Source organism: Amycolatopsis sp. NPDC058278 (genome assembly GCF_042881395.1).
Lineage (GTDB): Bacteria > Actinomycetota > Actinomycetes > Mycobacteriales > Pseudonocardiaceae > Amycolatopsis.
This window is the reverse complement of record NZ_JBHVXZ010000003.1, coordinates 157,015-183,419: the sequence shown is the minus strand read 5'-3', so window position 1 is coordinate 183,419 and position 26,405 is coordinate 157,015. Positions and strand designations below refer to the sequence as shown.

At 70.8% G+C, this 26,405-nt stretch carries 19 protein-coding genes and 1 pseudogene; 12 read left to right on the top strand and 8 right to left on the bottom strand.

From position 1 onward, the window contains the following. Nucleotides 1–164, bottom strand: a pseudogene (locus tag ACFVYA_RS02730) (Crp/Fnr family transcriptional regulator); the annotation flags it as partial. Between the two features lie 486 nt (nt 165–650). Between ACFVYA_RS02730 and ACFVYA_RS02725 the strand changes: the two are divergent. Further along, entirely contained in the window at nt 651–1,418 is a 768-nt protein-coding gene (locus ACFVYA_RS02725) for a hypothetical protein (protein WP_387041586.1), read from the top strand. Beyond that, nucleotides 1,415–2,665 carry a DUF6923 family protein gene (locus ACFVYA_RS02720; RefSeq protein WP_387041584.1) on the top strand — a complete coding sequence of 417 codons (1,251 nt, stop codon included), beginning with the start codon at nt 1,415–1,417 and terminating at the stop codon, nt 2,663–2,665. The genes ACFVYA_RS02725 and ACFVYA_RS02720 overlap by 4 nt, the downstream gene beginning before the upstream one ends. Nucleotides 2,666–2,671: 6 nt before the next feature. Here ACFVYA_RS02720 and ACFVYA_RS02715 read toward each other — a convergent pair whose 3' ends face one another. Continuing rightward, nucleotides 2,672–3,688 (bottom strand): autoinducer 2 ABC transporter substrate-binding protein, encoded by a 1,017-nt coding sequence (locus ACFVYA_RS02715; protein ID WP_387041581.1) that lies wholly within the window; start codon nt 3,686–3,688, stop codon nt 2,672–2,674. Nucleotides 3,689–3,948: 260 nt separating this feature from the next. On the opposite strand from ACFVYA_RS02715, the gene ACFVYA_RS02710 reads away from it, so the two are divergent. Beyond that, entirely contained in the window at nt 3,949–4,404 is a 456-nt protein-coding gene (locus ACFVYA_RS02710; RefSeq protein WP_387041578.1) for a DUF4396 domain-containing protein, read from the top strand. Between the two features lie 39 nt (nt 4,405–4,443). Here the strand turns inward: ACFVYA_RS02710 and ACFVYA_RS02705 are convergent, their stop codons facing one another. From ACFVYA_RS02705 to ACFVYA_RS02695, 3 genes are all read right to left on the bottom strand, one after another. Beyond that, nucleotides 4,444–5,679 (bottom strand): glucuronyl hydrolase, encoded by a 1,236-nt coding sequence (locus tag ACFVYA_RS02705; protein ID WP_387041575.1) that lies wholly within the window; start codon nt 5,677–5,679, stop codon nt 4,444–4,446. Nucleotides 5,680–5,896: 217 nt separating this feature from the next. Continuing rightward, nucleotides 5,897–7,123, bottom strand: coding sequence for a hypothetical protein (locus tag ACFVYA_RS02700; RefSeq protein ID WP_387041572.1), 1,227 nt, complete (start codon nt 7,121–7,123; stop codon nt 5,897–5,899). Between the two features lie 323 nt (nt 7,124–7,446). Beyond that, nucleotides 7,447–10,380, bottom strand: coding sequence for a BTAD domain-containing putative transcriptional regulator (locus ACFVYA_RS02695; protein WP_387041569.1), 2,934 nt, complete (start codon nt 10,378–10,380; stop codon nt 7,447–7,449). A gap of 115 nt (nt 10,381–10,495) precedes the next feature. On the opposite strand from ACFVYA_RS02695, the gene ACFVYA_RS02690 reads away from it, so the two are divergent. The 3 genes from ACFVYA_RS02690 (at nt 10,496) to ACFVYA_RS02680 (ending at nt 14,372) form a co-directional block, all read left to right on the top strand. Next, nucleotides 10,496–11,152 (top strand): hypothetical protein, encoded by a 657-nt coding sequence (locus ACFVYA_RS02690; RefSeq protein ID WP_285988858.1) that lies wholly within the window; start codon nt 10,496–10,498, stop codon nt 11,150–11,152. A gap of 30 nt (nt 11,153–11,182) precedes the next feature. Continuing rightward, entirely contained in the window at nt 11,183–12,754 is a 1,572-nt protein-coding gene (locus ACFVYA_RS02685; protein WP_387041566.1) for an alkaline phosphatase D family protein, read from the top strand. A 136-nt stretch (nt 12,755–12,890) separates the two neighbouring features. Beyond that, nucleotides 12,891–14,372 carry a glycoside hydrolase family 28 protein gene (locus ACFVYA_RS02680; protein WP_387041563.1) on the top strand — a complete coding sequence of 494 codons (1,482 nt, stop codon included), beginning with the start codon at nt 12,891–12,893 and terminating at the stop codon, nt 14,370–14,372. A gap of 54 nt (nt 14,373–14,426) precedes the next feature. Here the strand turns inward: ACFVYA_RS02680 and ACFVYA_RS02675 are convergent, their stop codons facing one another. Then, nucleotides 14,427–15,614, bottom strand: coding sequence for a glycoside hydrolase family 105 protein (locus ACFVYA_RS02675; RefSeq protein ID WP_387041560.1), 1,188 nt, complete (start codon nt 15,612–15,614; stop codon nt 14,427–14,429). 352 nt (nt 15,615–15,966) lie between these two features. Between ACFVYA_RS02675 and ACFVYA_RS02670 the strand changes: the two genes are divergently transcribed. Beyond that, complete coding sequence (locus ACFVYA_RS02670; RefSeq protein ID WP_387041558.1) at nt 15,967–17,739, top strand: alpha-L-fucosidase; 1,773 nt, start codon at nt 15,967–15,969, stop codon at nt 17,737–17,739. Here ACFVYA_RS02670 and ACFVYA_RS02665 read toward each other — a convergent pair. Further along, nucleotides 17,718–18,959 (bottom strand): trehalase family glycosidase, encoded by a 1,242-nt coding sequence (locus ACFVYA_RS02665; protein ID WP_387041556.1) that lies wholly within the window; start codon nt 18,957–18,959, stop codon nt 17,718–17,720. The two genes, ACFVYA_RS02670 and ACFVYA_RS02665, sit on opposite strands and share 22 nt — an antisense overlap. A gap of 62 nt (nt 18,960–19,021) precedes the next feature. On the opposite strand from ACFVYA_RS02665, the gene ACFVYA_RS02660 reads away from it, so the two are divergent. The 5 genes from ACFVYA_RS02660 to ACFVYA_RS02640 all read left to right on the top strand — a co-directional run bounded on the left by ACFVYA_RS02660 (nt 19,022) and on the right by ACFVYA_RS02640 (nt 25,632). Then, nucleotides 19,022–20,176 (top strand): ROK family protein, encoded by a 1,155-nt coding sequence (locus tag ACFVYA_RS02660; protein WP_387041554.1) that lies wholly within the window; start codon nt 19,022–19,024, stop codon nt 20,174–20,176. A 305-nt stretch (nt 20,177–20,481) separates the two neighbouring features. Beyond that, entirely contained in the window at nt 20,482–22,413 is a 1,932-nt protein-coding gene (locus tag ACFVYA_RS02655; protein ID WP_387041551.1) for a protease pro-enzyme activation domain-containing protein, read from the top strand. A 125-nt stretch (nt 22,414–22,538) separates the two neighbouring features. Beyond that, entirely contained in the window at nt 22,539–23,912 is a 1,374-nt protein-coding gene (locus tag ACFVYA_RS02650) for a purine-cytosine permease family protein (protein WP_387041548.1), read from the top strand. Nucleotides 23,913–23,956: 44 nt separating this feature from the next. Continuing rightward, entirely contained in the window at nt 23,957–24,628 is a 672-nt protein-coding gene (locus ACFVYA_RS02645) for an SDR family NAD(P)-dependent oxidoreductase (RefSeq protein WP_387041545.1), read from the top strand. Next, the gene (locus tag ACFVYA_RS02640; protein ID WP_387041542.1) at nt 24,625–25,632 is read left to right on the top strand and encodes an S-adenosylmethionine:tRNA ribosyltransferase-isomerase; all 1,008 of its coding nucleotides are present in this window, start codon (nt 24,625–24,627) and stop codon (nt 25,630–25,632) included. The genes ACFVYA_RS02645 and ACFVYA_RS02640 overlap by 4 nt, the downstream gene beginning before the upstream one ends. Before the next feature lie 235 nt (nt 25,633–25,867). Here the strand turns inward: ACFVYA_RS02640 and ACFVYA_RS02635 are convergent, their stop codons facing one another. Beyond that, nucleotides 25,868–26,248, bottom strand: a complete 381-nt coding sequence (locus tag ACFVYA_RS02635; protein WP_285988868.1) for a hypothetical protein — start codon at nt 26,246–26,248, stop codon at nt 25,868–25,870. Between the last annotated feature and the right edge of the window lie 157 nt (nt 26,249–26,405).

Genomic DNA, 26,405 nt, shown 5'->3' with positions numbered 1-26,405 from the left:
GACCCGGCTGCGACTTCGACCCAGGGGAGGAGTTTGAGCAGCCAGCGGGAGGAGATGCCCTGCATCTGGGGGACGGATTTGGTGGTGGTGGCCAGGGTCCGGGCCGCTGCCCGTCCCAGGCTCGACGGGGCCTGCTCGGATTCCACCGGGTCGGTGACAGTCACAACGAGGACCACCCAATCATTCGCGTTCGGCACGTACGGCGTCCCCAGCAGGCACGCCGGTCATGATCTTTTGTCGCTGATATCCGCCTGGTTTTGCGGCTCCGCCGAATCAACATAGCAACGGCGTCCGGTCGCACAATGACACGATCGGGGTCACCGGCGAAACCACGTGTTCGACCTGGGTGGGTTTCGGATGGCGTCCCGCGGAGGGCCGGTCCGGACGTGGTGACTGCCTGTTTCTGGCTGTCACCCGGTCGGGAAGGCCCAGCTCCGCAGCGGTCCACCATGATCGCCGTGCGAAACGGAGAAAGTGTCCCGGTGTCCGGTAACTGCGCCGAACCGGCGACGAGAGCGGATTTTTGCGGCCACTCGGATGAATTCCGCCGTTGCTGTTGTCGGCCCGTAAATGGATGACTAACTTGGGCGGTCCCGGCCGTGGAATGTGCCGGGCAGTGCTTCCCGCGCTTCGCGGGCGAAAGGACCCGGATGAACATCTTCGTGGCCGGCAGTCTCTGGGTGGCCGGTGCGGCCGGCGTCGGCGGACTGATCGCCTACCTGGTCCGCCGGTTCGGCCGGGACGACGAAGGCAGGCCCGGCAACAACGACGCGGCCGGTCAGGTGTTCACCATCGTCGGCGGGCTGCACGCGGTCCTGGTCGCGTTCGTCCTCATCTCGCTGTACGACTCGGTCGGCACCGTGGGCCAGAACGCGCAGGCCGAAGCCGACGGCCTGGTCGCCGCCACCTGGGCGGCCGACGCGCTGCCCGAGGTCACGAAGGACCGCGTGCACCAGCTCGCCTCGGCCTACGCGCGCACGGTCGAGGAGCAGGAGTGGCCGCGCCTGGCCGACGGCGGCGACGTACCCGCCACGGGTGCTTCGCAGCTCGACCAGATGCGCCAGGCGGTGGCGGAAGCCCCGGCCGACGACGACTGGCTGCTGGACCGCAAGACCGAGGCGAGCAACCAGCTCTGGTCGGTCTACCAGGCCCGGCAGCAGCGGCTGTCCCACTCCGGCGCCGGCGGGGTCGGCGCGGTCGTCTGGTTCGCGCTGATCCTCGGCAGCCTGATCACGGCCATCCTGCTGCCCAACCTGTTCGGCGGCACGCGGCTGGCCGCGCACGTCGTCATCGTGTCCACCCTGGCCGGCACGATCACGTTGCTGCTGTTCGCGATCTACCAGCTGCAGAACCCGTTCAGCGGCGGTGTCAGCGTGCCCCCCGAGGCGTTCACCTCCGCGCTGGCCAGGCTGGCTTGACCGGCACGCGGGCCCGCTGGGCGGCGGCGTTCGGCGTGGCCGCGGCCGTCTCGGCGCTGCTGGCGGCGTCGGGCTGGCTCGCGCCCCCCGTGTCCCGCCTCGCGGTGGCGCGGGAGCCGGCCGGCTGCACGGTCCTGCAGGCGGAGAACGAACGCAGCGGCGCGCCGACGACGCTGCGGCTGCTGTCGCTGCCCGGCGGTGTCACGCGGCGGGTGAGCCAGGCGGGGTACTGGATCAACGCGATGGGCTACTCCGCGGCGCAGGGCGTGGTCTACGGCGTCGCCGACGGCACCCGCGCCGGCCGGTACCACGGCGCGCACGCGGTGCGGATCGACGCCGCCGGCGTGGTCACCGACCTGGGCGTGATCGGCCGGGCCGGCGCGCGGGAACCGGTGTGGAGCCCGGTCACCGGGGCCACCGCGGGCGCGATCGACGGCGACCGCTGGTACGTCCGGCAGGGCAGTGATCTGTACACAGTGGACATCAACCCGGCGGGCGCGGAATACGTGCGGGTGGTGCACCGGACGTCGCTGCGGCCGGTGTCGCTCGCCGTCGGCGTCGACGACTTCGCCTTCGACCCGGCGGACGGGCTCCTCTACGGCGTCTCGGCGACTTCGCGCGGGGACAGCTCGGTGGTCACCCTCGACCCGTCGAGCGGGAAGGTCGCGGTGGTGCCCGGGCTCCGGTTCCCCGACGGCGGCGCGTACGGGTCGGTCGTGCTCGCCCCCGGCGCGATCTACGCCACGGCCAACCAGGCCGGCCGGCGCAGCGTCATGTTCCGCCTGCCGCGTGACGGCTCGGGTCAGGCCACGGCGGTCGCGACCGGGCCACCCCTGGTGAGCGGAGACGCGGCCGGCTGCCTCTCCGAGTCGGCGTTACGCCCGCCGACGACGTCACCCCCGCCGACGACGCCTCCGGGGCAGTCGTCGGAGCCGCCGCCCCGGACCGAGACGCCGTCACCTGAGCCGCCCCCGCCGCCACCACCGGTGGAACAGCCCGTCGTCCTGCCCCCGGCCCCGGTGCCGGCACCCACGCCACCGCCGGTGGTCACGCCCACGCCGGCCACCCCGGCTCCGTCGCCCCCGCCGCCGACGACGAGGTCCCACGCGCGTACGGAGAAGAAGACCGAGCCGGTGGCCCAGGACACCGGACGGCGGACCGAGGAGAAACGCCGCTGGGGCCTGACGGCACTGATCCTCGTGCTCGGCGGGGGTGCGGCGGTCGGCCACGTGCGCCGGCACCGGTGAGCCCGGTCAGTACTTGAACTGGTCGACGTTGTCGGCGGTGATGAGCAGCGGGTCGCCCAGCAGGACGGTCTTCGCCGCGGCGTCGTACTTCACCGCCGGCAGCTCCAGGCTCACCTTGTTCACCGGGCTCAGGGGCTTGCCGTCGGCGACCTGCTTCGCCGTCCACGCGGTCAGGTAGCCCAGCGACTCGACGTTCCACAGCACCGACTGCGAGCACGAGCCCTTGAGCAGGAACGGCTTGATGGCCTGCGGCGTCCCGACGCCGACGGTGAACACCCGGCCGATCTTCTGCTCGTCATCGACGGCCTTCGCGACGCCGGGCGCGGACGTCGTGCACTCGCCGATCAGCCCGGCCAGGCCCGGGTGGGCGGCCATGAGCTGCTTGGCCAGCGCCGTCGCGGTGTTTTCGTCTTCGCCCGCGTACACGGTGTCGACGAGCTCCGCCTTCGGGTAGCGCGCGGCCGCGTAGTCCTTCTGGACGGCGATCCACGAGTTGAGGTTCGCCGCGGCCGGGCCGCAGGAGACGATCGCGTACTGGCCGGTGCCGCCGGTCTTGGCCATCAGCGCGTCGACGAGCGCGGTGCCGATGCCCTGCGCGCTGGCCTGGTTGACGAACACCTCGCGCTGCGTGCCCGGCGCGTCGGTGTCGGAGGTGAGCACGTGGATGCCCTTCGCCCTGGCCTCGGCGATCACGCCGGCGAGCGCGGCCGGGTCGTTCGGGGCCACGACGATGACGTCGACCTTCTTCGCGATCAGCTCACGCAGGATCGTCACCTGCGCGGCCGGGTCCACGGTCTCCGGCCCGGTCGAGTGCCACACCACGCCCAGCTGTTTCGCCGCCTCCAGGCCGCCGTTGTTCATGGCGTCGAAGTACGGGATGTCGCGGACCTTGGGCACGAACTCGATCCGGGTCGGCGGCGGCGCGGGCGGGCTGCCCAGCTGGTCCGAGCAGCCTCCGAGTGCGAGCGCCGCCACCAGCGGCAACGTCGCGACCCGCCGGAAGGTCTTCGTCGGCCCTCGCATCTCCACCCGTTCCTCAGGCAATTCGATCGGTTCGATGGGTCTGCGCATGGTGGAGACCAAGGGCGAACGTAGGGCCCCGGGTAACTGTGGTCAACGGGATGTGCGCAAAGGGTTACGGAAGTGAGTTCTGTCTCGAGTGTCGCCGGAGGTGGATGCCCTGGTCGGCCGCCTTCGGTCACGCTCGGTAGCACCGCAGCTCGCCTCGGTGGCGTGACCGGTGGAACGTGCGTACATTACCCCCTGGGGGTATATTGCGGGGCATGAACGAACAGCACGGGGCTTCGTGGGCGACGGCGATCCAGGCGACTCTGCACTGCCTGACCGGCTGTGCCATCGGTGAGGTGCTCGGCATGGTGCTGGGCACGGCGTTCGGCCTGCACAACGCGGCGACTGTGGTCCTCTCGATCGTGCTTGCCTTCGTCTTCGGGTACGGCCTGACCATGCGGGGCGTCCTGAAGTCGGGGCTCGGCGCGGCGGCGGCGTTCAAGGTCGCGCTGGCCGCGGACACCGTGTCGATCGCCGTGATGGAGCTGATCGACAACACCGTGGTCGTGGCGGTTCCCGGGGCGATGGACGCCGGGCTGGCCAGCCTGCTCTTCTGGCTGGCACTGGCGCTTTCGCTGGCGATCGCGTTCGTCGTCACGGTGCCGGTCAACAAGTGGATGATCGGGCGCGGCCTCGGCCACGCCAAGGTGCACGCGCACCACCACCATTGAACAACGCGTCCGGGGAGGTGGCGGCCTCCCCGGGCGCCGCTACACGCTCGAAAGATCGATCGCGCGGTCCACCTTGCGCCGGTCGAGCACCCGCAGGATGCCTTCCAGCAGGTAGTAGTCGGCGTAGGGCAGCGACACCTCGACGCCGTCCTCGTTCGGCCGGTTGCGGGTGCAGCGGGCGACGCTCGCCTCGGCGCGGGTCGACTTCGTCGTCAGGCACGTCCGGGCCACCGCGGTGAGGATCCGCAGCGCGCTCTCCCGGTAGTGCGGGCGGTGCGTGAGTTCCGCGAGGTCCAGCAGACCGCACGCCATGATCACGCCGGCGGACGCGTCCTTGACGTCGTCGGGCGCCTGCGGGGCCAGGTAGTCCCACACCGGCACGTGGTCGGGCGTCAGCCGGGACAGCGCGAAGTCCGCGAGCCGCCGGGCCGTGGCCAGGAACTCCGGGTCCCCGGTGCGCCGGTGGATGGTCGTGAACCCGTAGACGCCCCAGGCCTGCCCGCGCGACCAGCACGACGTCGGGCTGTAGCCCTGCACCGTGTTCGGCCCGATCGGCGCGCCGGTGACCGGGTCGAAGTCGAACACGTGCGGCGTCGACCCGTCGGGGCGCGGGAAGTTCCGCTGCGCCGTCTTCGCGTGCGCGACGGCGATCTCGAGGTACCGCGGGTCCCCGGTCTGCTTGCTCGCGAACGCCAGCAGGTCGAGGTTCATCATCGTGTCCATGATGACGCGGCCGGCGTTGTTCGGGTCGCTGAGCGCGCCCCAGGCGCGGATGAACCGGCCCGCCGGGTTGTACCGCTTGATCAGCGACGACGCGGCCTGCACCGCGCCCGCCTTCCACTTCTCGTCGCCGGTGAGCCGCCACGCGGTCACCCAGGAGGGGTAGAAGAGGAAGCCGAGGTCGTGCGTGCCCGTGTCGTTCTGGCGCGGCGCGAGTTTTTCCGCGGAAGCCAGTGCGAGGGTTTTGAATTGTTCCTCGCCGCTGTGCAGCCAGGCCAGCCACAACTGACCGGGCCAGAATCCGCCGACCCAGTCGCCGTTCTGTGAATAGGTCCATTTCTCGAACTTCGTGCCGACCGGAAACGCGGTGACGCCGGGGGCCACCGCGCGGAGCTTGGCCACCGCGTAATCGGCCGCTTGGCGGAGCGTCCGGGTGGCCGAGGCCAGGTCGGGGTGGTCGGAGGTGGCCGCGGAAGCGACCGTCGGGGTGCTGGCGCCCACCGCCACCGCGGCGCCGGCCGCGGTGGTCAGCAGGGTTCTCCGGGAAACGCTCACAGGTGCCCGCCATTCCGTGATTCCGTGGGGAGGAGAGTGCCCGGAATTTTTGCATGCCCGGCGGGCGGTTGTACACCCGGCGGAAGTTTGTTCACGCTTGTGAATTGTGTGCCGCTGAGCGGAATGGCGGGGAAATGGGCGAAGGCCCGGCGGGGGACACCGGGCCTTCGCCGTTATCGCGGGGGTGAGGGCAGTCGACCCCCGCGATGATCGGGGTTCAGCAGTGCGGGGCGACGGGGTCGTCCGAGCCGGTCTGGACGTAGGTGTCCGAGATGTAGTTGTTCGGGCCGATCCGGTCCCAGATGTTGGTCGTGCCGAACTGGCCGGCGACCGTGTCACCCTCGACGTAGCACTCGATGTTCACCTTGGCGTAGTTCGCCGCCAGGCCCTTGATGGCGGCCGAAGTGCTGGCGCTCGCCCGGACGTTCATCGGGTCGCCCGCCGTGCTGACGACGCCGGTCTTGTCGGAGCCGGTCCACAGGTAGGTGACGTTGACGTTGCCGTTGTCCGACATGCCGAGCCCGTCGTAGAAGACGCCGTCGGCGAGGTCGATGCCTGCCGGGTTCTGCACCTTGTAGCCGAGGTCGTCCTTACCGCCGTTGTAGCTGTTGTGGTAGGCGGCGTACGCCTCGGGCTGGCCCTGGGGGAGGTCCTTGTACTCGTAGCGCACCGACGCCGGGTTCCAGTAGTCGTCCTTGGTGTTCCACGGGCCGACGTCCCACACGGGGGCGTACTCGCACCGGCTGCCGTCGGTCTTGCAGATGCGCACGGTGTAGGTGCCGGTGCCCTTGCTCGACAGGGCGCGCCCGGACGGCAGCGCGACGAAGTGGTCGCGGTTGGTGATGACGTGGCCGTTGGCGGTCGTGCGCCCGGTCAGGCCTTCGCGGGTGGCGTAGATCTTGTAGGTCAGCGCGGTCGAGGCGGCCAGCGCGTTGGCCTGCGGGACGCTGTCGGCGCTGAGCGCGACGCTCTTGACCGAGGGCCGCACGCCGTCGGTGGTGCTGTGCAGGCTGATCCGCACCTGCACCTCGCTCACGGTGCTCTTCAGCGCGGTGCCGGCGGGAGTCCACTCGGTCCAGTCGTTCGCGCCGGTCCGGCCGCGGACGTCGACGTCGACCGAGGTGCCCTTGGGGGTGTCGGCGCTCAGTTCGGCGCTGACGCGGTTCGACGGCGAGCCGAGCTTCTGCTCGGCGGTGGTCAGGCTGCCCTCGCTGCCGGCGAACACCTGGGCGGTTCTGTGCCAAGCGGTGTCGGACAGGGTCAGCGCACCGCCCGCACCGGTGACGTTGACGTCGTCGTTGTCCACAGTGGACAAATCGGCCGTCCAGTTCGTGCCGGCGGACGGCGCCGTTGCGGCCTGCGCGGGGGCTCCGGCCAGCGCCGTCACCGCCCCGGCGGCCAGAACCGCCGCGGTCACGCGGCCGGCTTTCATGATCCGGATCATCCCCGGTTCTCCTCTCGCACCTGTTTGTTCGAAGGTGGCGAAAGACTGACGGGACGGCGTACATGATCCGTACAAGCAGATTGTGCGCCGGGCGGAAGCGGCCTACGCGCCGGGCAGCAGAAGTCCTGGTGGCGGTGTCTCCCCCGGATCGAACACGGGTGGCCGGGTGTAGTCGTCGGAGCCGGCCTGCGATCAGCCGGGTGTCCGGGCCGGCTGCGGCCGGCGCTCCCAGCGCCACCACAGGAGCGCGGTCGCGACCGCGAAGCCACGGCGAGATCCAAGGTCACCTGTGCCCTGCACGAGGGCGGTTTCGCCGCGGTGGCTCAGGCGGAAGCGATGTGCGGCCGCTCCGCCACGACGACCGGCGGCTCCTTCGGCCGGGTGGACAGCTCACGCCAGATCGCCAGCGCCCGCTCCGAGTAGTCCCGCGACCGCTCCGGCTGGGAAAGCGCCCGGTGCAGCTCCCCGAGCAACTGCGAAACCTCCGCCTCCGACCGGCGGTCACCGTTGCGGCGGTGCACCGCCAGCGAGTTCACCAGCAGCAACTGCGCGTGCGCGAAGTCCCCGCTGTGCAGGCACAGCTCCCCGAGGTTCTGGTTCGCGTACCCCACGCAGTGGTCGTCACCGAGGTCGGTGAAGATCGCGATCGCCCGGTCGACGTGCTCGCGGGCCGCCGCCAGGTTGCCCTGGTGCTGGAACAGCAGGCCGAGCCGCTTGAGGGCGTGGGCCTCCCGGTGGCGGTCGCCGATCGAGGCCGACAGCTCCAGCGCGTCCGTGATCCAGCGCTTCGCCGCCGCGTAACACCCCCGGGACATCCACACCGCGCCCGCGCCGAGGCGGGCCACCGCTTCGCCGTTCGGGTCGTCGGCCTCCGCGAACAGCTTCAGCGCCTCGTGGCAGTGGTCGAGGGCCAGGTCGTCCTCGCCTTCGATGCGCAGGATCGTCGAAATCCCGGTCAGGGCGACGGCGACGCCCTGGATGTCACCGACCGAGTCGAACAGCTTCTTCGACTCCTCGAACGCCACCCGCGCCTCGGCGTACTCGTCCTGATAGAGCAGGTACTGCCCGAGGTTGCGCTGGACGATCGCCTCGGCCCGCGCCGAGCCCGCCCGGCGGGCCGCCGCCAGGGCGACCAGATGCGTGCTGTGCCAATCATCCTGCGGTCCGCGCAGGTCGAAGTACGGCGTCAGCGCCGAAGCCAGCTGCCAGGCCAGGTCGTCGAACCCGTGCTGGGCGGCCAGCGAAACCGCCGCGACGGTCGTGTGCCGCTCGGCCGCGAACCACGCGGTCGGGTCTTCGGGCAGCACGCCTTCGGGGACGCCGGGGCGCGGCAGTTCGTCGTCGCAGTACATGCCGAAGAAGTGCAGCGGCATCCGGCGCGCCGCCTCCAGCGCGAGCCCCAGGTACCCCTCCAGCACCCGCCGCAGGCCGGCCCGGGTCTTCGCCGCGTCACTGCGCTCGGCGAGCTCCACCGCGTACACGCGCAGCAGGTCGTGCAACCGGTAGCGCGGCTGCCCGGCCGAATCCGAGCCGACGAGCTCGACGAGGTGGCCGTCGACCAGCACGTCGAGGACTTCGTCGGCGTCGCGGCGGCCCAGCACGGCCGCGACCGCCCACGCCGGGAACTGGACCGGCCCGAGCAGGCCCAGCCCGCGGAACGCCGTGGCCGCCGACATCGGCAGCAGGTCGTAGGACAGCGTCACGCTCGCGCGGACGGCGAGATCGCCGACGCGTAGCTCGTCGAGCCGGCGGCGCTCGTCGCCCAGCCGGTCGGCCAGCAGCCGCAGCGTCCAGCCCGGCCGGTGCGTCAGCTTCGCGCCGGCCACCCGGATCGCCAGCGGCAGGTGCCCGCACTGGCGCAGGATCGCCGCGGCGCTCTCCGGCTCGGCGGCCACGCGCTCGCCGCCGACGATGCCCTCCAGCAGCCGCGCGGCCTCGGCCTCGGGCAGCAGGTCGACGTCCACCGGCTTCGCGCCGGCCAGCCCGGGCAGCCGGATCCGGCTGGTCACCAGCACCGCGCAGGCCCCGGCCCCGGGCAGCAGCGGCCGCACCTGGGCCTCGCTGCCGGCGTCGTCGAGCACGACGCACATCCGCCGCCCGGCCAGCCGGGACCGCAGCAGCGCCGAGCGCTCGGCCAGCTCGCGCGGCAGACCGGCGTCGGGGATGCCCAGCGTGCGCAGCAGCTCGGCGAGCACGCTCATCGGCGCCCGCGGCGAAGACGACGTGCCGGCCAAGTCGACGTGCAGCTGGCCGTCGGGGAACTCGTCGCGGACCGCGTGCGCGACCCGGACGGCGACCGCCGACTTGCCGACGCCGGGCGCGCCCGACAGCACGACCACGGCGGGCGTGCCGGAGTCCGCGCGTTCCCGCAGCAGGGTGACGACGCCGCGGATCAGCGTGTCGCGGCCGGTGAAGTCCGGCAGGTCCAGGGGCAGCTGGCAGACCGGGGCGACGTCGGCGGGGCGCGGGGTGAGGACGTTGTCCGGAACCAGGGTCGCGCGCAGCTCACGCAGCCGGGCGCCCGGTTCGGCGTCGAGCTCCTCGCGCAGGACCCGCTCGGCCGACTCGTACGCCTCGATCGCGTCCCCGGTCCGGCCCGCGGCGCGCAGCGCGACGATCAGCTGCGCCCAGAGCTCCTCGCGCAGCGGGTGCTCGGTGACCAGCCCGCGCAGCTCCGCGATGGCCTCGCCGGAGCGGCCGAGGCCGATCCGCGCGCGGAGACGCTGTTCCTGCACCGACAGGCGCAGCTCGGCGAGCCGGGCGACGGTCGCACCCCAGCTGTGGTCGTGCGGCAGGCCTTCGAGGACTTCGCCGCGCCACAGCGCGTCGGCCTTGTCCAGGAGTTTGAGCGCGGTTTCGGCTTCACCGCCGTCGAGCGCTTCCTGCGCTTCGCCGGCCAGGGCGGCGAACGCGAGGTGGTCCAGTTCGCCCGGCGCCGCGGTCAGCAGGTAGCCGGAGGCCCGGCTGCTGATCCGCTCGCCCAGGGCGGGGTCGATTTCGGCGAACCGCCTTCGCAGCGAGTGCACGTACGTGCGGATGTTCGCCGCGGCCGACCGCGGCGCCGCCTGTGGCCACAGCACTTCCACCAGCACGTCGGTCGAGACGACGACGTTCGGCTGCAGGGCCAGCGCGGCCAGCAGCAGCCGGGGCTTCGGGCCGCCGAGGGCGATCACGCGCCCGGCGGCGGTGACCTCCAGCGGACCGAGGACGCGGATGGTAAGCGAGGTGGTCTCAACCTGCCCGATGAGTTCCCCCATGTCCCGGACTCTAGGACCCGTCCGGCGCAGGGGCTAGATCCATTCGGAGTGTGTGTCCGTGCGCACACGTGCGGCTTTGTACGAGACGTGTACAGCGCGAAGTCAAGCTGCCGCCATGAAGCGTTCGAAACTCCGGCGTATCGCCGGTTCCGGCCTGGTACTGGCCGCGGTCGGCGCACTCCTGGCCGGCGGCGGGTTCGAAGCGTCGGCGTCGGCGAGCGGGACCGTGAAGACCGCGGGTGACCCGCTCAACGTCCGCCGGGCGCCCACCGCGGCCGCCACGGCCGTCAAGACCGTCGCCAACGGGGCGGCGGTGACCATCGATTGCCAGGCGATCGGTCCTTCGGTGACCGGCACCTACGGCACGAGCACGCTCTGGGACTACGTGCCCGCGCTCGGCGGGTACATCTCGGACAGTTACGTCTACACCGGCAAGGACGAGCGGATCGCGCCCGACTGCGGCGTCGGCTCGGGCAGCGGCCAGTGCGCCGACGCCTGTGCGGGCGAGGGGCAGTACCGCTCGTCCGACTCGCACTTCCTGGTCTACGACACCGCTTCCGACGGCTACTCCGCCGTGGTCGCCTACTGGCTGAAGGGCGGCGCCGGGCCGTTCTACGTCTGGAACTCCGGCGGCGAGGGCACGAAGGTCGACAAGGCCGTCTCGATCCCGCACGGCACCTGGGTCTTCTACAAGGTGTGCGTCGCCAACTACACGACCGCCAGGCCGGACCTGAAGTCCTGCAGCGACGGCATCACCGACAACGCGGCCTGAGGCCCGTCCACCACGAGAAAGGGCTTTCCCATGGGTCAGGTCAACCGGCGCAAGGTGCTCCTCGGCGGGCTCGCCGCGGTCACCGCCACCGCGGCTTCGGCGGCGCTGCCGTCGTGGGCGAACGCCCGCACCACGGCCGCCGCTCCCCCCATCCGCGATCCGTTCCAGCTCGGCATCGCCTCGGGCGATCCGCTTCCCGACAGCGTGGTGCTGTGGACGAGACTCGCCCCCTCGCCGCTCAACTCGGACGGCTTCGGCGGCATGCCGGACGCCACCTACGCGGTCGACTGGGAGATCGCGAATGACGAGGCGTTCAGCTCGGTCGTGCAGCGGGGCTCGGTGAACGCGGTCAGCGCGTCCGGCCACAGCGTCCACATCGAACCGATCGGCTTGCAGCCGGCGCGCGAGTACTTCTACCGGTTCAAGAGCTCCGGCTACATTTCGCCGGTCGGCCGGACCCGCACCGCGCCCGCCGCCGGCGCCGCGGTCAACCAGCTCAAGTACTGCTTCAGCTCCTGCCAGCACTGGGAGGAGGGATACTTCCACGCGTACAAGGGCATCGTGGCCGACGATCCGGACCTGGTCCTGTTCCTCGGCGACTACATCTACGAGAAGAAGTCGAACCGCACCGCGCAGGACCGCAACCCGCGCCGCCTGGCCCTCCCCGACGACGCGACCACGCTCGCGCAGTACCGCGCCCGCCACGCCCAGCACAAGACCGACGCCGATCTGCAGGCCGCGCACGCGATCGCGCCCTGGATCGTCGTGTTCGACGACCACGAGGTCATGAACGACTGGAACGGCACCACCTCGCCGGCCCCGGCCGCGCGCAAGGCCGCCGGGTTCCAGGCCTTCTACGAGAACACGCCGATCCGGTCGACGGCCAAGCCCAACGGCGCGTCGATCCAGCTGTACCGGCAGCTGATGTGGGGCAACCTGGCCCGCTTCCACATGCTCGACACGCGCCAGTACCGCAGCGCCCAGGTGGTCGACCCCGCCGGCGACGCCGGTCCGGCCTGCGCCGACACGCGCAACACCTCGCGCAGCATCCTCGGCGCCACGGAGGAGGCGTGGCTGCTCAAGCAGTTCGAGTCGCACCCGGCGACGTGGGACTTCCTCGGCCAGCAGGTCTTCTTCGCCACGCGTGACAACGACGGCAACAAGGCCACCTGCGAGGGCAACGACTCCTGGCAGGGCTACGAGGCCTCCCGGAACCGGATCCAGCAGGGCTGGGTCGACCGCAAGGTCGCCAACCCGGTCGTGCTCACCGGTGACGTCCACCGGCACTGGGCCGCGGACCTGCGGCTGGACTACTTCGACCACAGCGCCCCGGTCGTCGGCTCGGAGCTGGTCACGACGTCGGTCACGAGCAACAGCGACAACGCGGGCGACCCCAGCGCGGCCTGGTACGCGAACAACCCGCACGTCAAGTACTGCAAGGGCGAGCGCGGCTACGTCCGCGTGACGACCACGCCGTCGGAGATGCGGGCGGACTTCATGACGACGTCCGACGTCAGCGTGTACGACCCCGCGTCGGTGGTGATCAAGAACGACGTCAGCTACGTGGTGCAAGCGGGGAAGCCCGGCCTGCAGAAGGTCTGAAAGAACCGGGGGGACCCGCGCCCGACCGGGGGTGGCGCGGGTCCCCGGCGATCTTGACATTCCGTTCGGTCCACTCGTAATCTGGGTGTTCCGCCGTCATGCCGAATTCTTCGATTCCATGACAAGGCGGTTGCACGTGAAAAAACTCCTGCTGATCACTTTCGCGGTGGCGGGGCTGGTCGTGGCCGGTGGCGGCGTTTCCGCCGCCGCACCCGGCGGCGTTTACGACGTGAAGGACTACGGCGCCAAGGGAAACGGGTCGGCCAACGATTCCGCCGCCATCGACAAGGCGATCACCGCGGCCGGCGCGGCCGGCGGCGGCACCGTCCGGTTCACGTCGGGCAACTACAAGTCGGCGAACACCGTCCACCTCAAGAGCAACGTCACGATCCAGCTCGACGCCGGTGCGACGATCACCGGGTCGAGTGCGGACACCTACGACAAGCCCGAGTCGAACCAGTGGGACGACTACCAGGACTACGGCCACAGCCACTTCCACAACGCGATGTTCTACGGCGACAAGCTGACGAACATCGGCTTCACCGGCGCGGGCACGATCGACGGCGGTGGCAACCTCATCACCGGCAACCCGAAGTCCGGCGAGGCCGACAAGATCCTGTCCCTCACCCGGTGTGACGGGCTGACGCTGTCCGGCGTCAAACTGCGCCGGGGCGGCCACTTCGCGGCGCTGATCAACGGCTGCACGAACGTCGTTTCCGACCACCTGACCATCGACACGGCGAGTGACCGCGACGGCTGGAACATCATCAGCACGACCAACGTCACGATCACGAACGCCGCCATCGCGGCGAACGACGACGCACTCGTGTTCAAGAGCGACTACGCGCTCGGCGCGAAACTGCCGAACGGGAACGTCACGGTGACCGGCGCGAAACTTTCCGCGGTCTGCTGCAACGCGCTGATGTTCGGGTCCGAGACGTGCGGTGACTTCACCGGCTACCACTTCTCGGGCATCACGATCACCGGCGCGCACAAATCGGGCATCGGCATCGTTTCGATGGACGGCGCCAAGATTTCCGACGTCCACTACCGCGACATCGCGATGTCCGGGACGTATTCGCCGATCATGATGAAGATCGGCACGCGCAAACGCTGCGGCAACAAGCCCGGCGTCGGGTCGATCAGCGGCATCACGTTCGACAACGTCACCGGCACGCACACCGGCAGCAACTTCAGCCCGACGATCTGGGGCGCGGACAGCGGCCACCGCGTCTCCGACGTGACGTTCACCGGCGTCAAGCTGAACGTGCCGGGCGGCAGCGGGACCATGGGCACGGGCGTGCCGAGCAACACGGCGACGGACTACAACCCGAAGAGCATCGGCACCCGCCCGTCGTACGGCTGGTACCTGCACTACGCGGCCGGCATCCGGTTCGTGAACAGCTCGGTGGAGTTCGCCAAGGACGACGGCCGCCCGGCGAGCATCGTGAACAACAGCTCGGACATCACGTTCGACCACTTCACGGCGGAGAAGGGCGCGAAGAGCCCGTTCGACATCGGCTTCCAGTCGGTGACGGGCTACTGCGTCAAGGACTCGGCCACCACCTCGGGTTCCCCGCTGCGGCTCGACACGTCGAGCTCGACCTCGAACTGCTGACGCGAAAGGGCCCCGGCTGGTGAGCCGGGGCCCTTTCTGCGGCGCGCCTTGCGGTCAGTGCGAGTACTGCTCGTTCATGATGAGGAACGCGCCGAGGCCGTGGAAGTCGTTGGTCTTGCGGGCCCGGCCGTAGTAGTAGGACAGGTCGCCGACGTTGGTGCCTTCGCAGATGTCGGTGATGTTCGTCAGGCCGTCCGAGCCGACCGAGACCTTGCGAAGCACGCCGGCGTACCCGCGGTCCGCCACCGCCTGGTAGGACGCCGGCAGGTAGCCGCGCTGGACGCCGCGGGCCATCGTGAACGTGTACATCGACGACGCCGACGTCTCCAGCCAGTTCTTCGCGTCGCCGCCGCGGTCGACTACCTGGTACCAGCGTCCGGTCGACGCGTCCTGGTACCGCTGGTAACCGGCGGCCAGGAAGTTGACGACGTCGATCAGCGCGGCCCGCCGCGGGTGGTTCGCCGGCAGCACCTCGAGGATGTCGATGGTGGCCATGCCGAACCAGCCGATCGCGCGGGCCCAGTGGTACTTCGAGTGGTGGCCGGTTCCGGACGCCCACGACTCGGAACCGTCCTCGTCGTAGGCGTGGTACAGCAGGCCCTTCGCCGGTTCGCGCAGGTGGCTGAAGTACACGACGATGTTCTTCGCCGCCTCTTCGAAGCAGTAGGCACCGTCGCCGAAGGCCGCGCCGTACAGCGCGAGGAACGGCTGGGCCATGTAGACGCCGTCGCCCCACAGCTGGCCGACCTTGCTTGTGGCGTGGAACATGCCGCCGTCGGAGGTCCGGGGGTAGGACGGGAACCGCTTGCGCAGCTGGTCGGCCGCCGTCTTGTACTTCTTGCGGCCCGTTTCCGCGTAGAGCAGCGGCAGCATCTGGCACGAGCGCATCGAATCGAGGTTGTTGAAGCTGTTGGAGATGCCGCTGTCGGTGATGAACCGGTCGTACCACGCGATGATGTAGTCGAGGTACTTCTTCTCGCCGGTGCGCTTGTAGAACAGGTACTGCCCGTAGAGGTACAGTCCGAGGGTGTAGCCCCAGCCGCCGATCTTGTCCGGCGTGTAGCGCTTCATCGTCGAGTCGATGACCGCGCGGGACCAGTCCGGCGGCGGTGCCGCGCCGCCGATCGGGGGCAGCCGGTCCGCCGCTCGCGCGAGGGGACCCGCCGCGGCGAGCGCGCCCAGGGCGCCGAGCGTGCCGGCCAGGACCGCGCGCCGGGTCGGGCGAAGGGGATGTTCGGACATCGTCGTCCCTTTCGTGCAACGGCCCCGCGACGCGGTGGAAGGGTGGCCGGGATGCCGATCCGCCGTCCGTCGGCATCCCGACCAGCTCTGGGGGGCGCGGCGTGCTGCCCGTGTCGCCGGAGCGATGGTCTCGGAAGCGAAAGCGCTTCCGAGGGAAATATCTACTCGCCTCCACAAGGCGGAGTCAAGAGTGATCGGATCTCTTGCGTCATATATCAGATATTTAACCCGAACGGCGGCGGTTGCGATGTACCGGCCAGCGAAACTCTGCGGAAAGGTCGGATCTAAACCTTGACCGGCCCGCCGGGCCAGGAGTACACCACCGAGTGGACCAGACCACTGGAGGTCGTTCATGGCAGCCAAGTTCTTCCGCCGGGCGCTCGTCGCGTGCGCGGCGACGCTGGCGGTGTCCGGGCTCGTCGCCGCGCCGGCGTCGGCCGATCTGCAGAAGCCTTCCCAGCAGTGGCTGCGCGACAGCCAGGCCGGGCTGTTCCTGCACTGGGGCATGCGCACGGCACCCGGCTACACCAGCTGCAGCGCCTGGGAAAAGGCGATCACCGACGGCGGGTGGGATCCCGCCTACTGGGTCACCGAAGCCGAGAAGCTGCACGCGTCGTACCTCGTGCTCGCCTCGTTCCACAGCCGGCTCGGCTACTCCCGGGCCTGGCCGTCGAAGATCCCCGGCAGCTGCACCACCAAGCGGGACTTCCTCGGCGAGCTGGTCGCCGCGGCGAAGACCCGGGGCCTCAAGGTCATCCTCTACATGACCAACGACGCCCAGTGGCACGACGAGGGCGGCCACGAGTGGCTCGACTCCGCCGGCTACTCGAAGTACAAGGGCAAGACCGTGGACCTCGACAGCCAGGACGGCTTCGGCCAGTTCAGCTACGACAACTTCTTCGAGGTCATGAAGAACTACCCGGACCTCGGCGGCTTCTGGATCGACAACGACAACGCCTACTGGGAGTCGCACGACCTGTACCGGCAGATCTACCAGCAGCGCCCGGACTACCTGCTGAGCAACAACAACGAAGACACGCCGATCATGGACACGATCAGCAACGAGCAGAAGACCGGCATGACGCCGTCGTACGACTACCCGCAGGCGACGTACACGGCGATGCCGCGGCTCACCGAGGCGTGCTTCAAGCTCCCCGACACGGGTTCCTGGTGGTACGGCGGGTCGAACCCACCGGTGAACAAGATGCTCAACCTCGGCCGCCTCATCACGAACTCGGGCTCGTCGATCAAGTCGCTGATGGCCGAGACGGCGATGGTGAACGGCAAGTTCCCGGCGAACCAGGAAGCGTTCAACAACTTCGCGAAGACCTACCTGGACGCGATCTGGGAGTCCTTGGGCGGCACCGAGGGCGCCGGCTACCTGTACGGCGGCATGCAGCCGGGCTTCTGGAACGACGGCGCCCACGGCGTCATCACCATCAAGGGCGACACGCAGTACGTGCACGTCCTGACCAAGCCGTCGACGTCGACGCTGAAGATCCGCGACAACGGCTACCGCGTCCGAGGTGTCACGAACCTGCGCACCGGCGCGGCGATCTCGTTCAGCCAGGGCGGCGGCAGCCTGACGCTGAGCGGCCTGTCCGGCTGGGACACCTACGACACGGTGTTCAGGGTCGAGACGGCGGGCCGCATCGGAACCTACGACCCGAAGACCGTGACGCTGAAGGCGAGCGCGTCGGCGAGCGGCCACGGTGGACAGTCGGCGAGCGACGGCAGCTACCTCACCTACTTCGACAACAACAAGACGCTGCCGGTCAACCTCGACTACGACCTCGGGGCGGCGAAGAAGGTGCAGTACCTCGGGCTCAACCAGCGGGAGGACTCGGTCAGCTACGCCCGGTCGGACAGCGAGCAGTCGGCGCGGATCAAGGCGTACAAGGTGTTCGTGTCGGGCGACGGCAAGGACTGGGGCAGCGCGGTGAAGTCCGGGACGCTGCCGAGCCACCGCGGCGTCCAGTTCGTCGACCTCTCCGCGGTGACGGCCCGGTACGTGCGGCTCCAGGTGACGAGCACGTACGCGGCGTCGAGCGACAGTTCGCGCTACAAGCGGCTGCGGATCGACGAAACCTGGGTGGGCTCGGACTACGCGACCGCGGCGGGCTGAGCCGAGAGGAGGTCCACGGTCAAGGCCGCGGTCCAGCTGAACGACCGGGTGCCGTGGCCGGTGCCGGTCAGCGGGTCGACGTACTCGGCGAAGTCCGTGCGGGCGGCGATCTCGGCGAGGTCGCCGCCCAGCCGCTCGGCGAGGGCGAACTCACCGTGGTGCAGCAGGCCCTGCCGGACCAGCCAGCCGACGTTGAACCACGACGGCCCGCGCCAGTAGCGACCCGGGTCGAAGCCCGGCGCGGTCAGGTCGTAGCTCGGGACGCCGTGCACCCGGCCGAGCCGGAAGCGCGGGCCGGTCGCGGTCGCCAGCAGCGCCGGGGCGACCGCCAGGTCCGGCAGCACCAGCGGCAGCAGGCCGGCGCACGTGTGTTCGCGGACCAGCGAGCCGGTGTGGACGTCGCGGGCGAAGAAGAAGCCGGCGGCGCTGTCCCACAGGGTCTCCTGCAACGCCTTCCCGACGCGTGCGGCGGCTTCGCGGTGGCCGGCCGACGGCAGGTCGAGGTCCTCGGCGATCTCGGCCAGCGCCAGTTCCGCGTCGGCCAGCAGGGCGTTGAAGCCGGGGTCTTCCACGGCGAAGCGGCCGAAGTCCCGGTAGCCGCTGTCGCGGTACTCGGCGGCGAGCCGGACGTACCGGCCGTAGTCGTCGTCGCTCGGCCGGTCGCCGGCGTCGCCGTGCGCCAGGTCGCGGCGGACGAACCCGGTGGCGGGCGGCACCCGGGTGAGGGGGTCGTCCCAGGCCGGGCTGTTGTCCATGCCGGACTCCCACGGGTGCACGATCGCCACCAGCCCGCGCCCGCCCGCGTCGCGGCCGGTCCGCAGGTAGTCGTGCCAGGCCACCAGCTTCGGGTACAGCGCGGCGAGGAAGTCGCGGTCGGGCTCGGTCCGGTGCACCGCGAGCACGGCGCGGGCGTGCACCGGCGGCTGGACCAGGCCCGAGGTCCGCCCGGCGCGCCAGAAGGACGGCCCGGGGAAGTACGCCTCCGGCGGCGTCCGCGGGTCGAACACGATGTGCGGGACGCGGCCGTCGGCCCACTGCGCTTCGAACAGCGTGCGCAGTTCGCACCGGGCGTGCCCGGGCGACAGGTGCCGCAGGCCGAGGGCGATGAAGGCGGAGTCCCAGCTCCACTGGTGCGGGTAGAGGCCTCGCGAGGGCACGGTGGACGCGCCGAGCCAGTTGCCAGCCAGGACAGCCGCGGCGCGTTCCCGTGTTACGTTCATATGTCCAATCTATCTCCGACTTGTGTCTTGTCAATGGACAAAAGTCCGAAGGGGGCCGGGGGATGACCACGCCGACCAGCGCAGGAGAGCTGCTGCAGCTGGTCCGAACGGGGCAGGCGAGTACGCGGAAGGCCCTCCTGGAGCGCAGCGGGCTCTCGCGCTCGACGCTGACCGCGCGCCTGGAGCAGCTCCAGACGGCGGGCCTGCTCGCCGAGGGTGATCAGGAGGACTCCACCGGCGGCCGTCCGGCGCGGCAGCTGCGCTTCGACGACCGGCACGCGGTCGTCCTCGCCGCGAGCATCGACACGACGCACGCCGAGGCCGCCGTCACCGACCTGGCGGGGCGCGTGGTGGCGCGCCGCGCGGGCGCGGTGCGGGTCGCCGACGGCCCCGAGCCCGTGCTCGACCGGATCGCGGAGTGGTTCGAGGCGTTGCGGGCCGAGGTGGACCGGCCGGTGTGCGGCGTGGGCGTTTCGGTCCCGGGCCCGGTGGAGCCCGGCCGCGCCCGGGTCACGCAGCCGCCGATCATGCCGGGCTGGGACGGCTACCCGATCGACGGCCACCTCGGCGCGCGCTTCGGCGCCCCGGTGCTGGTCGACAACGACGCCAACCTGATGGCGCTGGGCGAGCACCGCGCCCGCCACCCGGAGTCGGCGGCGCTGGTCGTGGTGAAGGTGTCGACGGGGATCGGCGCCGGCCTGGTCCTCGGCGGCGAGGTGTACCGCGGGATCGACGGCGGAGCGGGCGACATCGGCCACATCCGGCTCCCGGACCACCCGGAGGCCCGCTGCCTCTGCGGCTCGCTCGGCTGTCTCGCGGCCGTCGCCGGCGGCGGCGCGCTGGCGGCGAGGCTGACCGAGCTGGGGCGGCCGACGGAGTCGGGCTCGGGCGTCCGCGACCGGATCACGGCGGGGGACCCGGCCGCGGTGCGGCTCGCGGAAGTGGCCGGCCGCCAGGTGGGGGAGGTGCTGGCGACGCTGGTGTGCGTGGTCAACCCCGGGGTGGTGGTGATCGCCGGCGACCTCGCCGAGCCGCACTTCGTCGCGGGGGTCCGGGAGGTGCTGTACCGCCGGGCGCTGCCGCGGGCGACGCAGAACCTGCGGGTGGAAATCGGCGGCCGCGGCGAGAGAATGGCGGTGGCCGGGGCGGTGGCGATGGTCGTCGACGCGGTGTTCGCGCCCGCCGAGGTGGACCGGCGCCTGGCCGTCCGGGCGTGACGGCCGAACTGCCGCCACCGCCGGACTGTCCGGAATGGACGGAGCGACCGACTTTAGTAGGTGGCGCGAGCCCGTGGCGCGTGGTCCGCCGTACCGTCGCGAACCGGACCAATCACACATCTGGCCCTATTCCTCGCATTTTCGTCGCGACAAATCGGATTTCAGTACCACGCTTCACGGCCGGCGAATTCCCGGCCAGATAACGGTTCCGCAAGCACTTCCCCGCGAGCGGAACACCGATCTAGTCTCAGCCGGTGTTCCACGGCCCGATTTCCTGGGGGCCGCTTTCGAAGAGGGAGATTTCTGTGCGAAGAAGCTCCACCCTGCTCCTTTCGCTCGCGGTGGTGGGTGGCCTGACCGGCACCCTGCCGGCGACGGCGTCCGCGCAGGGGCGTCAGGACATTCCGCAGTCGCACCCGTTGTGGGCGAACGCGCAGGCGAAGGTCGCCGACACGGCGCCCGCCGCGAAGCTGAGCTTCCGGGTTTACCTGAACCAGCGCGACAACGCCGGTGCCGAGGCGCTGGCCCAGGCCGTGTCCGACCCGGACAGCAAGACCTACCGCCAGTACCTCAGCCCCGACCAGGTGCTCGACCGCTTCGCGGCCAGTGACGCGACCGTCAACGCGGTCAAGGCGTGGCTGACCGGCAGCGGCTTCAGCATCGGCGAGGTCCCGTCGAACCGCGCGTACGTCGAAGCCACCGGCACCGCGGACCAGACGGAAAAGGCGTTCGCCGTCGACCTCGGCAAGTACCGGGTCAAGGGCCGGACGCTGCGCGCCGCCGACAAGAACCTGTCGGTGCCGGCGAACCTGGCCGGTGACGTGCTCGGCGTCGTCGGCGTCGACCAGGCCACCAACCTGTTCAAGCCGGACCACGCGACCGGCTCCGGCACGCCGTCGGATGTCGCGCCCGGGCCCGGGTTCCGCAACGCGCCGCCGTGCAGCGCCTACTACGGCGAGAAGATCGACACCACGGACCCGGCGTACAACGGCAAGCAGCTGCCGTACGCGCCCTGCGGCTACACCCCGGCGCAGCTGCGGTCGGCCTACGGCATCGACAAGGTCGGCGCCGACGGCAAGGGCACCACGATCGCCATCGTGGACGCCTTCGCCTCGCCGACGATCTACGCGGACGCGAGCACGTACGCGAAGAAGAACGACCCGCAGCACCCGCTGAAGCAGAGCCAGTTCAAGCAGCACGTCTTCCCGGCGAACCCGGTTCTCGAGCCGCCGGACCAGTGCGACGCGGCCGGCTGGTACGGCGAGGAGACCCTCGACGTCGAGGCCGCCCACGGTCTCGCGCCGGGCGCGGACATCCTGTACGTCGGCGGCGAGTCCTGCGAGGACAACGCCCTCGACGTGGCGCTGAACTACGTGATCGCCGGCCACAAGGCCGACATCGTGTCGAACTCCTACGGCGACACCGGCGAGGACATCCCGGCCGACGAGGTCAAGGTGTTCAACCAGATCTCGCTGCAGGCGGTGCTCGAGGGCATCGGCGTGTACTTCTCCTCGGGCGACAACGGTGACGAGGTCGCGCGCCTCGGCACGCCGTCGCCGGACTTCTCCGCCTCGGCGCCGTGGATCACCGCGGTCGGCGGCACGTCCATCGCCATCGGCAAGGACGGCAAGAAGATCTTCGAGACCGGCTGGGAGACCAGCAAGTCGGTCCTGATCAACGGCGTCTACGGCCCGGCCAACTACACCAGCGGTTCCGGTGGCGGTACGAGCCGGCTGTTCGAGCAGCCCTTCTACCAGAAGGGTGTCGTTCCGGACGCGCTGGCGAAGAAGAACCAGACCGGCAACAAGAAGGGCCGCGTCGTCCCGGACATCTCCGCGGTCGGCGACCCGAACACCGGCTTCCTGGTCGGCCAGACGCAGACCTTCCCGGAGGGTGCGCACTACGACCAGTACCGGATCGGCGGCACGAGCCTCGCGTCGCCGGTGTTCGCCGGCATCATGGCGGTGGCCGACAGCTTCGACCACTTCCACCACGGCTTCATCAACCCGGTGATCTACAAGCTGACGTCCCGCACGCCGGCGATCACCGACGTGAAGCACGTGGACGCCGCGGTGGCCCGCGTGGACTACGCGAACTCGGTCGACGCCTCGGACGGCCTGCTCCGCTCGGTCCGCACGCTGGACTACCAGGGCCTGACGATCCACACCACCCCCGGCTACGACGACGTGACCGGCCTCGGTGTGCCCAACGGGCTGCTGTTCCTGCTGCTCGTCTAGTCAGCTGCTCGATGAGGGCCCCCTCGCCGGTCTCGGCGAGGGGGCCCTTTTCGTTTCGTCGCCGACGGGCTGTCGCGGTGCGCGACGCGGCTGCGCTTAGGGTGATCGGCGACGAGAGGCGGAACATGAGCGGACACGGTCTGGACGCCGATGTCTTCGGCGGGCGGATGCCCACCGGCGGGCGGGACCTGGCGATCGAAACCCACGGCATCGCGCCGGTGCCGGAGGGCAACCGGTTCGGGCGCCCGTGGCGGCTGTTCAGCGTGTGGTTCGCGCCGAACCTGACGATGACGGCGGTGTTCACCGGCACCCTCGCGGCGTCGCTCGGCCTCGGGTTCTGGACCGGCTTGGCCGCGATGCTCGCCGGCACCGTGCTCGGGTCACTGCCGGTGGCGTACCTGTCGACGTGGGGCCCGCGCACCGGCACCGGCCAGCTGCCGCTCGCCCGGCTGCCGTTCGGCGGCGGCGTCGTGCTGCCCGGCCTGGTGCAGTGGCTCGGCTCGATCGCCTGGGACGCGCTGGTCGGCCTGTTCGGCGGCGAGGCACTGGCCGAGCTGACCGGGCTGCCGTTCTGGGCGGCGGTGCTGATCGTGCTGGTCCTGCAGTGCGCGCTCGGCGTGTTCGGTTACGCGCTGATCCACCGCGTGCAGGCGGTGATGAGCGTGCTGCTGGTGCTCGCGTTCGCCGCGCTGGCCGTGAAGGTCCTTTCCGGACACCCGATCGCCGCCGCCGACACCGCTTCCGGTGCCGACCTGGCGGGCGGCGTCGTCCTGTTCACGACGATCACGTTGTCGCTGGCGATCTCCTGGGCGCCGTACGCGTCGGACTTCAGCCGGTACCTGCCGGTCACCGCTTCGTCACGGGCGGTCTTCCGGGCGACGCTGCTCGGCCTCGTCGTGTCGTACGCGATCGGCGAAGGCCTCGGGCTCGCGTTGGGCTCTTCGCTGGGCGACCAGACGGCGGCGGGCGTCGCCCACCTGCTCGGCGGCGGGTTCCTGGGCGCGCTGGCGCTGGCCGTGATCGCGCTGGCGGCGGTGTCGTCGAACGCGATGAACGACTACAGCGGCTCGCTCGCGTTGCAGACGGTCGGCGTCCGGCTGCGGCGCCCGGTGTCGGCGGTGGTCGTCACCGTGCTCGCGTTCGGGCTGATCCTCTGGATGCACAGCGGCGACCTCTCGGCGAAGTTCGAGAACGTGCTGCTGTTCGTCTCGTACTGGATTCCGCCGTTCCTCGGCGTGGTGGTCCCGGACTGGCTCGCGCGCACCCGCGGCGGCCGTCGGGTGGACGTCCTGGCGTCGGTTTCCGTGCGTCCCTGGGCGGCGGTGGTGGCGTTCGTCGTCGGGTTCGGCGCCGCGGTGCCGTTCATGAACACGTCCCTCTACACCGGACCGGTCGCCGCGGCGCTGCACGGCGCGGACCTCGCGTACTACGTCGGCCTCGTCGTTTCGCTGGCAGCGTATTTCCTGCTGCGCGGCCGTTCTCCGGTTGACCTCGAGTAATGTAGAGGTTCCACGATGGGGTGGTAGCCCTCGAAGGAGGAACCATGCCCACCGCACTCGTCACCGGCGCTTCCGCCGGGCTGGGCCGCGCGCTCGCGGCCGCCCTGGTACGTCGCAAGTGGACGGTCATCGGCGACGGCCGCGACGCGGCCGCGCTGGCTTCGGCGGCCGGTGAAGCCGGCTTCACGGCCGTCCCCGGCGACGTCGCCGACCCGGCCCACCGCGCCGCGCTCGCCGGCGCCTGTCCCGAACTCGACCTGCTCGTCAACAACGCCGGCACGCTCGGCGTCAGCCCGCTGCCGCCCCTGGCGCGCTACCCGATGGCGGACCTGGAGGACGTCTACCGCGTCAACGTCTTCGCGCCTCTCGCCCTGACACAGCTCTTGTTGCCCGCCTTGACCGCGGCGCGCGGCGTCGTGATCGACATCAGTTCCGACGCCGCCGTCGAGCCCTACGAAGGCTGGGGCGGCTACGGCTCCGCGAAGGCGGCGCTCGATCAGGTGACCGCCGTCCTGGGGGTGGAACACCCGGACCTGTCCGTGTACGCGATCGACCCGGGTGACCTGCGCACGGCGATGCACCAGCGCGCGTTCCCCGGCGAGGACATCTCGGACCGGCCGCTGCCGGAGACGGCGGTCCCGGCGTTCCTGAGGGTGCTCGACGAGCGTCCGCCGAGCGGCCGCTACCGCGCGGCCGACCTCCTGGTGACGGCATGAGCATCCGGTTCGACCTGCCCGCGGAGCTGTCGGCATCGGCCCCGCCGGAGGCCCGCGGCCTGTCCCGCGACGAGGTCCGCCTGCTGGTCGCGGCACCGGCGGGCATCCACCACACGGCGTTCACCGGCTTGGGCGAGCACCTGAGGGCGGGCGACCTCCTGGTGGTCAACACCTCCGGAACCCTCCCGGCGGCGGTCGCCGCGCGCCGGGCGGGCCACCCGATCACGGTCCACTTCGCCACCCCGCTCGACGACGGTTCGTGGGTCGTCGAGCTGCGCGCACCGGACGGCCCCTTGCTCGACGGCCGTCCGGGCGAGCGCCTTTCCCTGGCCGGCGACGCGTCGCTGACGTTGCTGGCCCCGGCGGTCCCGGGCGCAGCACGGCTGTGGCGGGCGACGGCGTCGGTCGAGGTGCGCGCGCTGCTCGCGGCGGCGGGCCGGCCGATCCGCTACGGGTACGTCCCGCGGGCGTGGCCGCTTTCGGACTACCAGACGGTGTTCGCCCGCGAACCGGGCAGCGCGGAGATGCCCTCGGCGGCCCGCCCGTTCACGCCGGAGCTGGTGACCCGCTTGGTGACGGACGGGGTGGTGTTCGCCCCCCTGCTGCTGCACACGGGAGTGTCGTCCCCGGAGGCGGCGGAGCCACCCCAGGCGGAGCGGTTCCGCGTCCCACCGACGACGGCAGCGCTGGTCTCGTGGGTCAGCGCCCGCGGAGGCCGCGTGATAGCGGTGGGCACGACGGCGGCCCGCGCGCTGGAGTCAGCGGTCTCGGGAGGCGAAATCCGCGCGGCGGAGGGCTGGACGGAGCTGGTACTGGGCCCGGACCACCCGGCTCGCGTGGTGGACGGGATCATCACGGGCCTGCACGCCCCGGAGGCATCGCACTTGTCCCTGCTGGAGGCGGTGGCGGGGGCGGAGGTGGTCCAGCAGGCGTACGAGGCGGCGGTTGAGGAGCGGTACTTGTGGCACGAGTTCGGTGACGTATCGCTTCTGCTGCGTCGGTGACTTGCGGGGTTGGGTCGCGCCAGTTGGGGCGTGGAGCATCCGCGGTGCTGGTGATCCAGCCGCGGATCGCGGCCCCGCCACTCCAGCGGCCCCGCCACTCCAGCAGCCCCGCCACTCCCAGGGGGGCGTCCCAGGACCAGTCTATCGGCCATTCCCGACGAAAAGACCGAAAAGCCCTCCCCGAGGTCGGATTGTCCATACCCCCACCAAACTGTGGACAACCCGCCCCGAAACCCTACTGACCAGCCTCGACCCGCCGCCGCGAGCGGATCAGGCCGGCAATGACCACCACCGCCACTCCCAGCCCGACGCCACTGACGATCGATGCCACCAAACTCGCCGTGGCCGTTGCCAAGCCGAACGCACCGCCGAGGTACACCGGGATGGAGATCGCCACCGGTAGCCAGTTGCGCAGCGTGAAGGCCCGGTCCGAGGCCACCCACAGCACCAGCGTCACCGCCGCGGCCGTGACGACCGGGATCGCCCACACCACCAAGCTCGTCAGCGCGTCCATGCCCAGTGACCTGAGCCACTCGAACGACGCCTGGCCCAGCCCGATGAACAACACGACCAGCGCCACGCGGACGCCGGCGGCTCCCTGGCCCCTGCTCGTCATGTCTTCCTCCCGAATCCGTGGTCCACCCTGTACCACGTCCGGCTGACGCGAGCGGTTGCCCGGTTTGGCGACTTTCTCCCGCGGCCCTATGCGCCGCGGCCGCCGATGTCAAGAAATCTCACCAGGATTCCCGGGATGCGGATGGCTATGCGCCTGA

What these genes read in the sequence shown, in the direction of transcription:
- ACFVYA_RS02695 (WP_387041569.1), bottom strand. Translation starts at nt 10,380, where the DNA reads ATGGGGGAACTCATCGGGCAGGTTGAGACCACCTCGCTTACCATCCGC.
- ACFVYA_RS02675 (WP_387041560.1), bottom strand. Translation starts at nt 15,614, where the DNA reads ATGTCCGAACATCCCCTTCGCCCGACCCGGCGCGCGGTCCTGGCCGGC.
- ACFVYA_RS02660 (WP_387041554.1), top strand. Translation starts at nt 19,022, where the DNA reads ATGACCACGCCGACCAGCGCAGGAGAGCTGCTGCAGCTGGTCCGAACG.
- ACFVYA_RS02665 (WP_387041556.1), bottom strand. Translation starts at nt 18,959, where the DNA reads ATGAACGTAACACGGGAACGCGCCGCGGCTGTCCTGGCTGGCAACTGG.
- ACFVYA_RS02685 (WP_387041566.1), top strand. Translation starts at nt 11,183, where the DNA reads ATGGGTCAGGTCAACCGGCGCAAGGTGCTCCTCGGCGGGCTCGCCGCG.
- ACFVYA_RS02690 (WP_285988858.1), top strand. Translation starts at nt 10,496, where the DNA reads ATGAAGCGTTCGAAACTCCGGCGTATCGCCGGTTCCGGCCTGGTACTG.
- ACFVYA_RS02700 (WP_387041572.1), bottom strand. Translation starts at nt 7,123, where the DNA reads ATGATCCGGATCATGAAAGCCGGCCGCGTGACCGCGGCGGTTCTGGCC.
- ACFVYA_RS02715 (WP_387041581.1), bottom strand. Translation starts at nt 3,688, where the DNA reads ATGCGAGGGCCGACGAAGACCTTCCGGCGGGTCGCGACGTTGCCGCTG.
- ACFVYA_RS02645 (WP_387041545.1), top strand. Translation starts at nt 23,957, where the DNA reads ATGCCCACCGCACTCGTCACCGGCGCTTCCGCCGGGCTGGGCCGCGCG.
- ACFVYA_RS02710 (WP_387041578.1), top strand. Translation starts at nt 3,949, where the DNA reads ATGAACGAACAGCACGGGGCTTCGTGGGCGACGGCGATCCAGGCGACT.
- ACFVYA_RS02635 (WP_285988868.1), bottom strand. Translation starts at nt 26,248, where the DNA reads ATGACGAGCAGGGGCCAGGGAGCCGCCGGCGTCCGCGTGGCGCTGGTC.
- ACFVYA_RS02725 (WP_387041586.1), top strand. Translation starts at nt 651, where the DNA reads ATGAACATCTTCGTGGCCGGCAGTCTCTGGGTGGCCGGTGCGGCCGGC.
- ACFVYA_RS02650 (WP_387041548.1), top strand. Translation starts at nt 22,539, where the DNA reads ATGAGCGGACACGGTCTGGACGCCGATGTCTTCGGCGGGCGGATGCCC.
- ACFVYA_RS02640 (WP_387041542.1), top strand. Translation starts at nt 24,625, where the DNA reads ATGAGCATCCGGTTCGACCTGCCCGCGGAGCTGTCGGCATCGGCCCCG.
- ACFVYA_RS02670 (WP_387041558.1), top strand. Translation starts at nt 15,967, where the DNA reads ATGGCAGCCAAGTTCTTCCGCCGGGCGCTCGTCGCGTGCGCGGCGACG.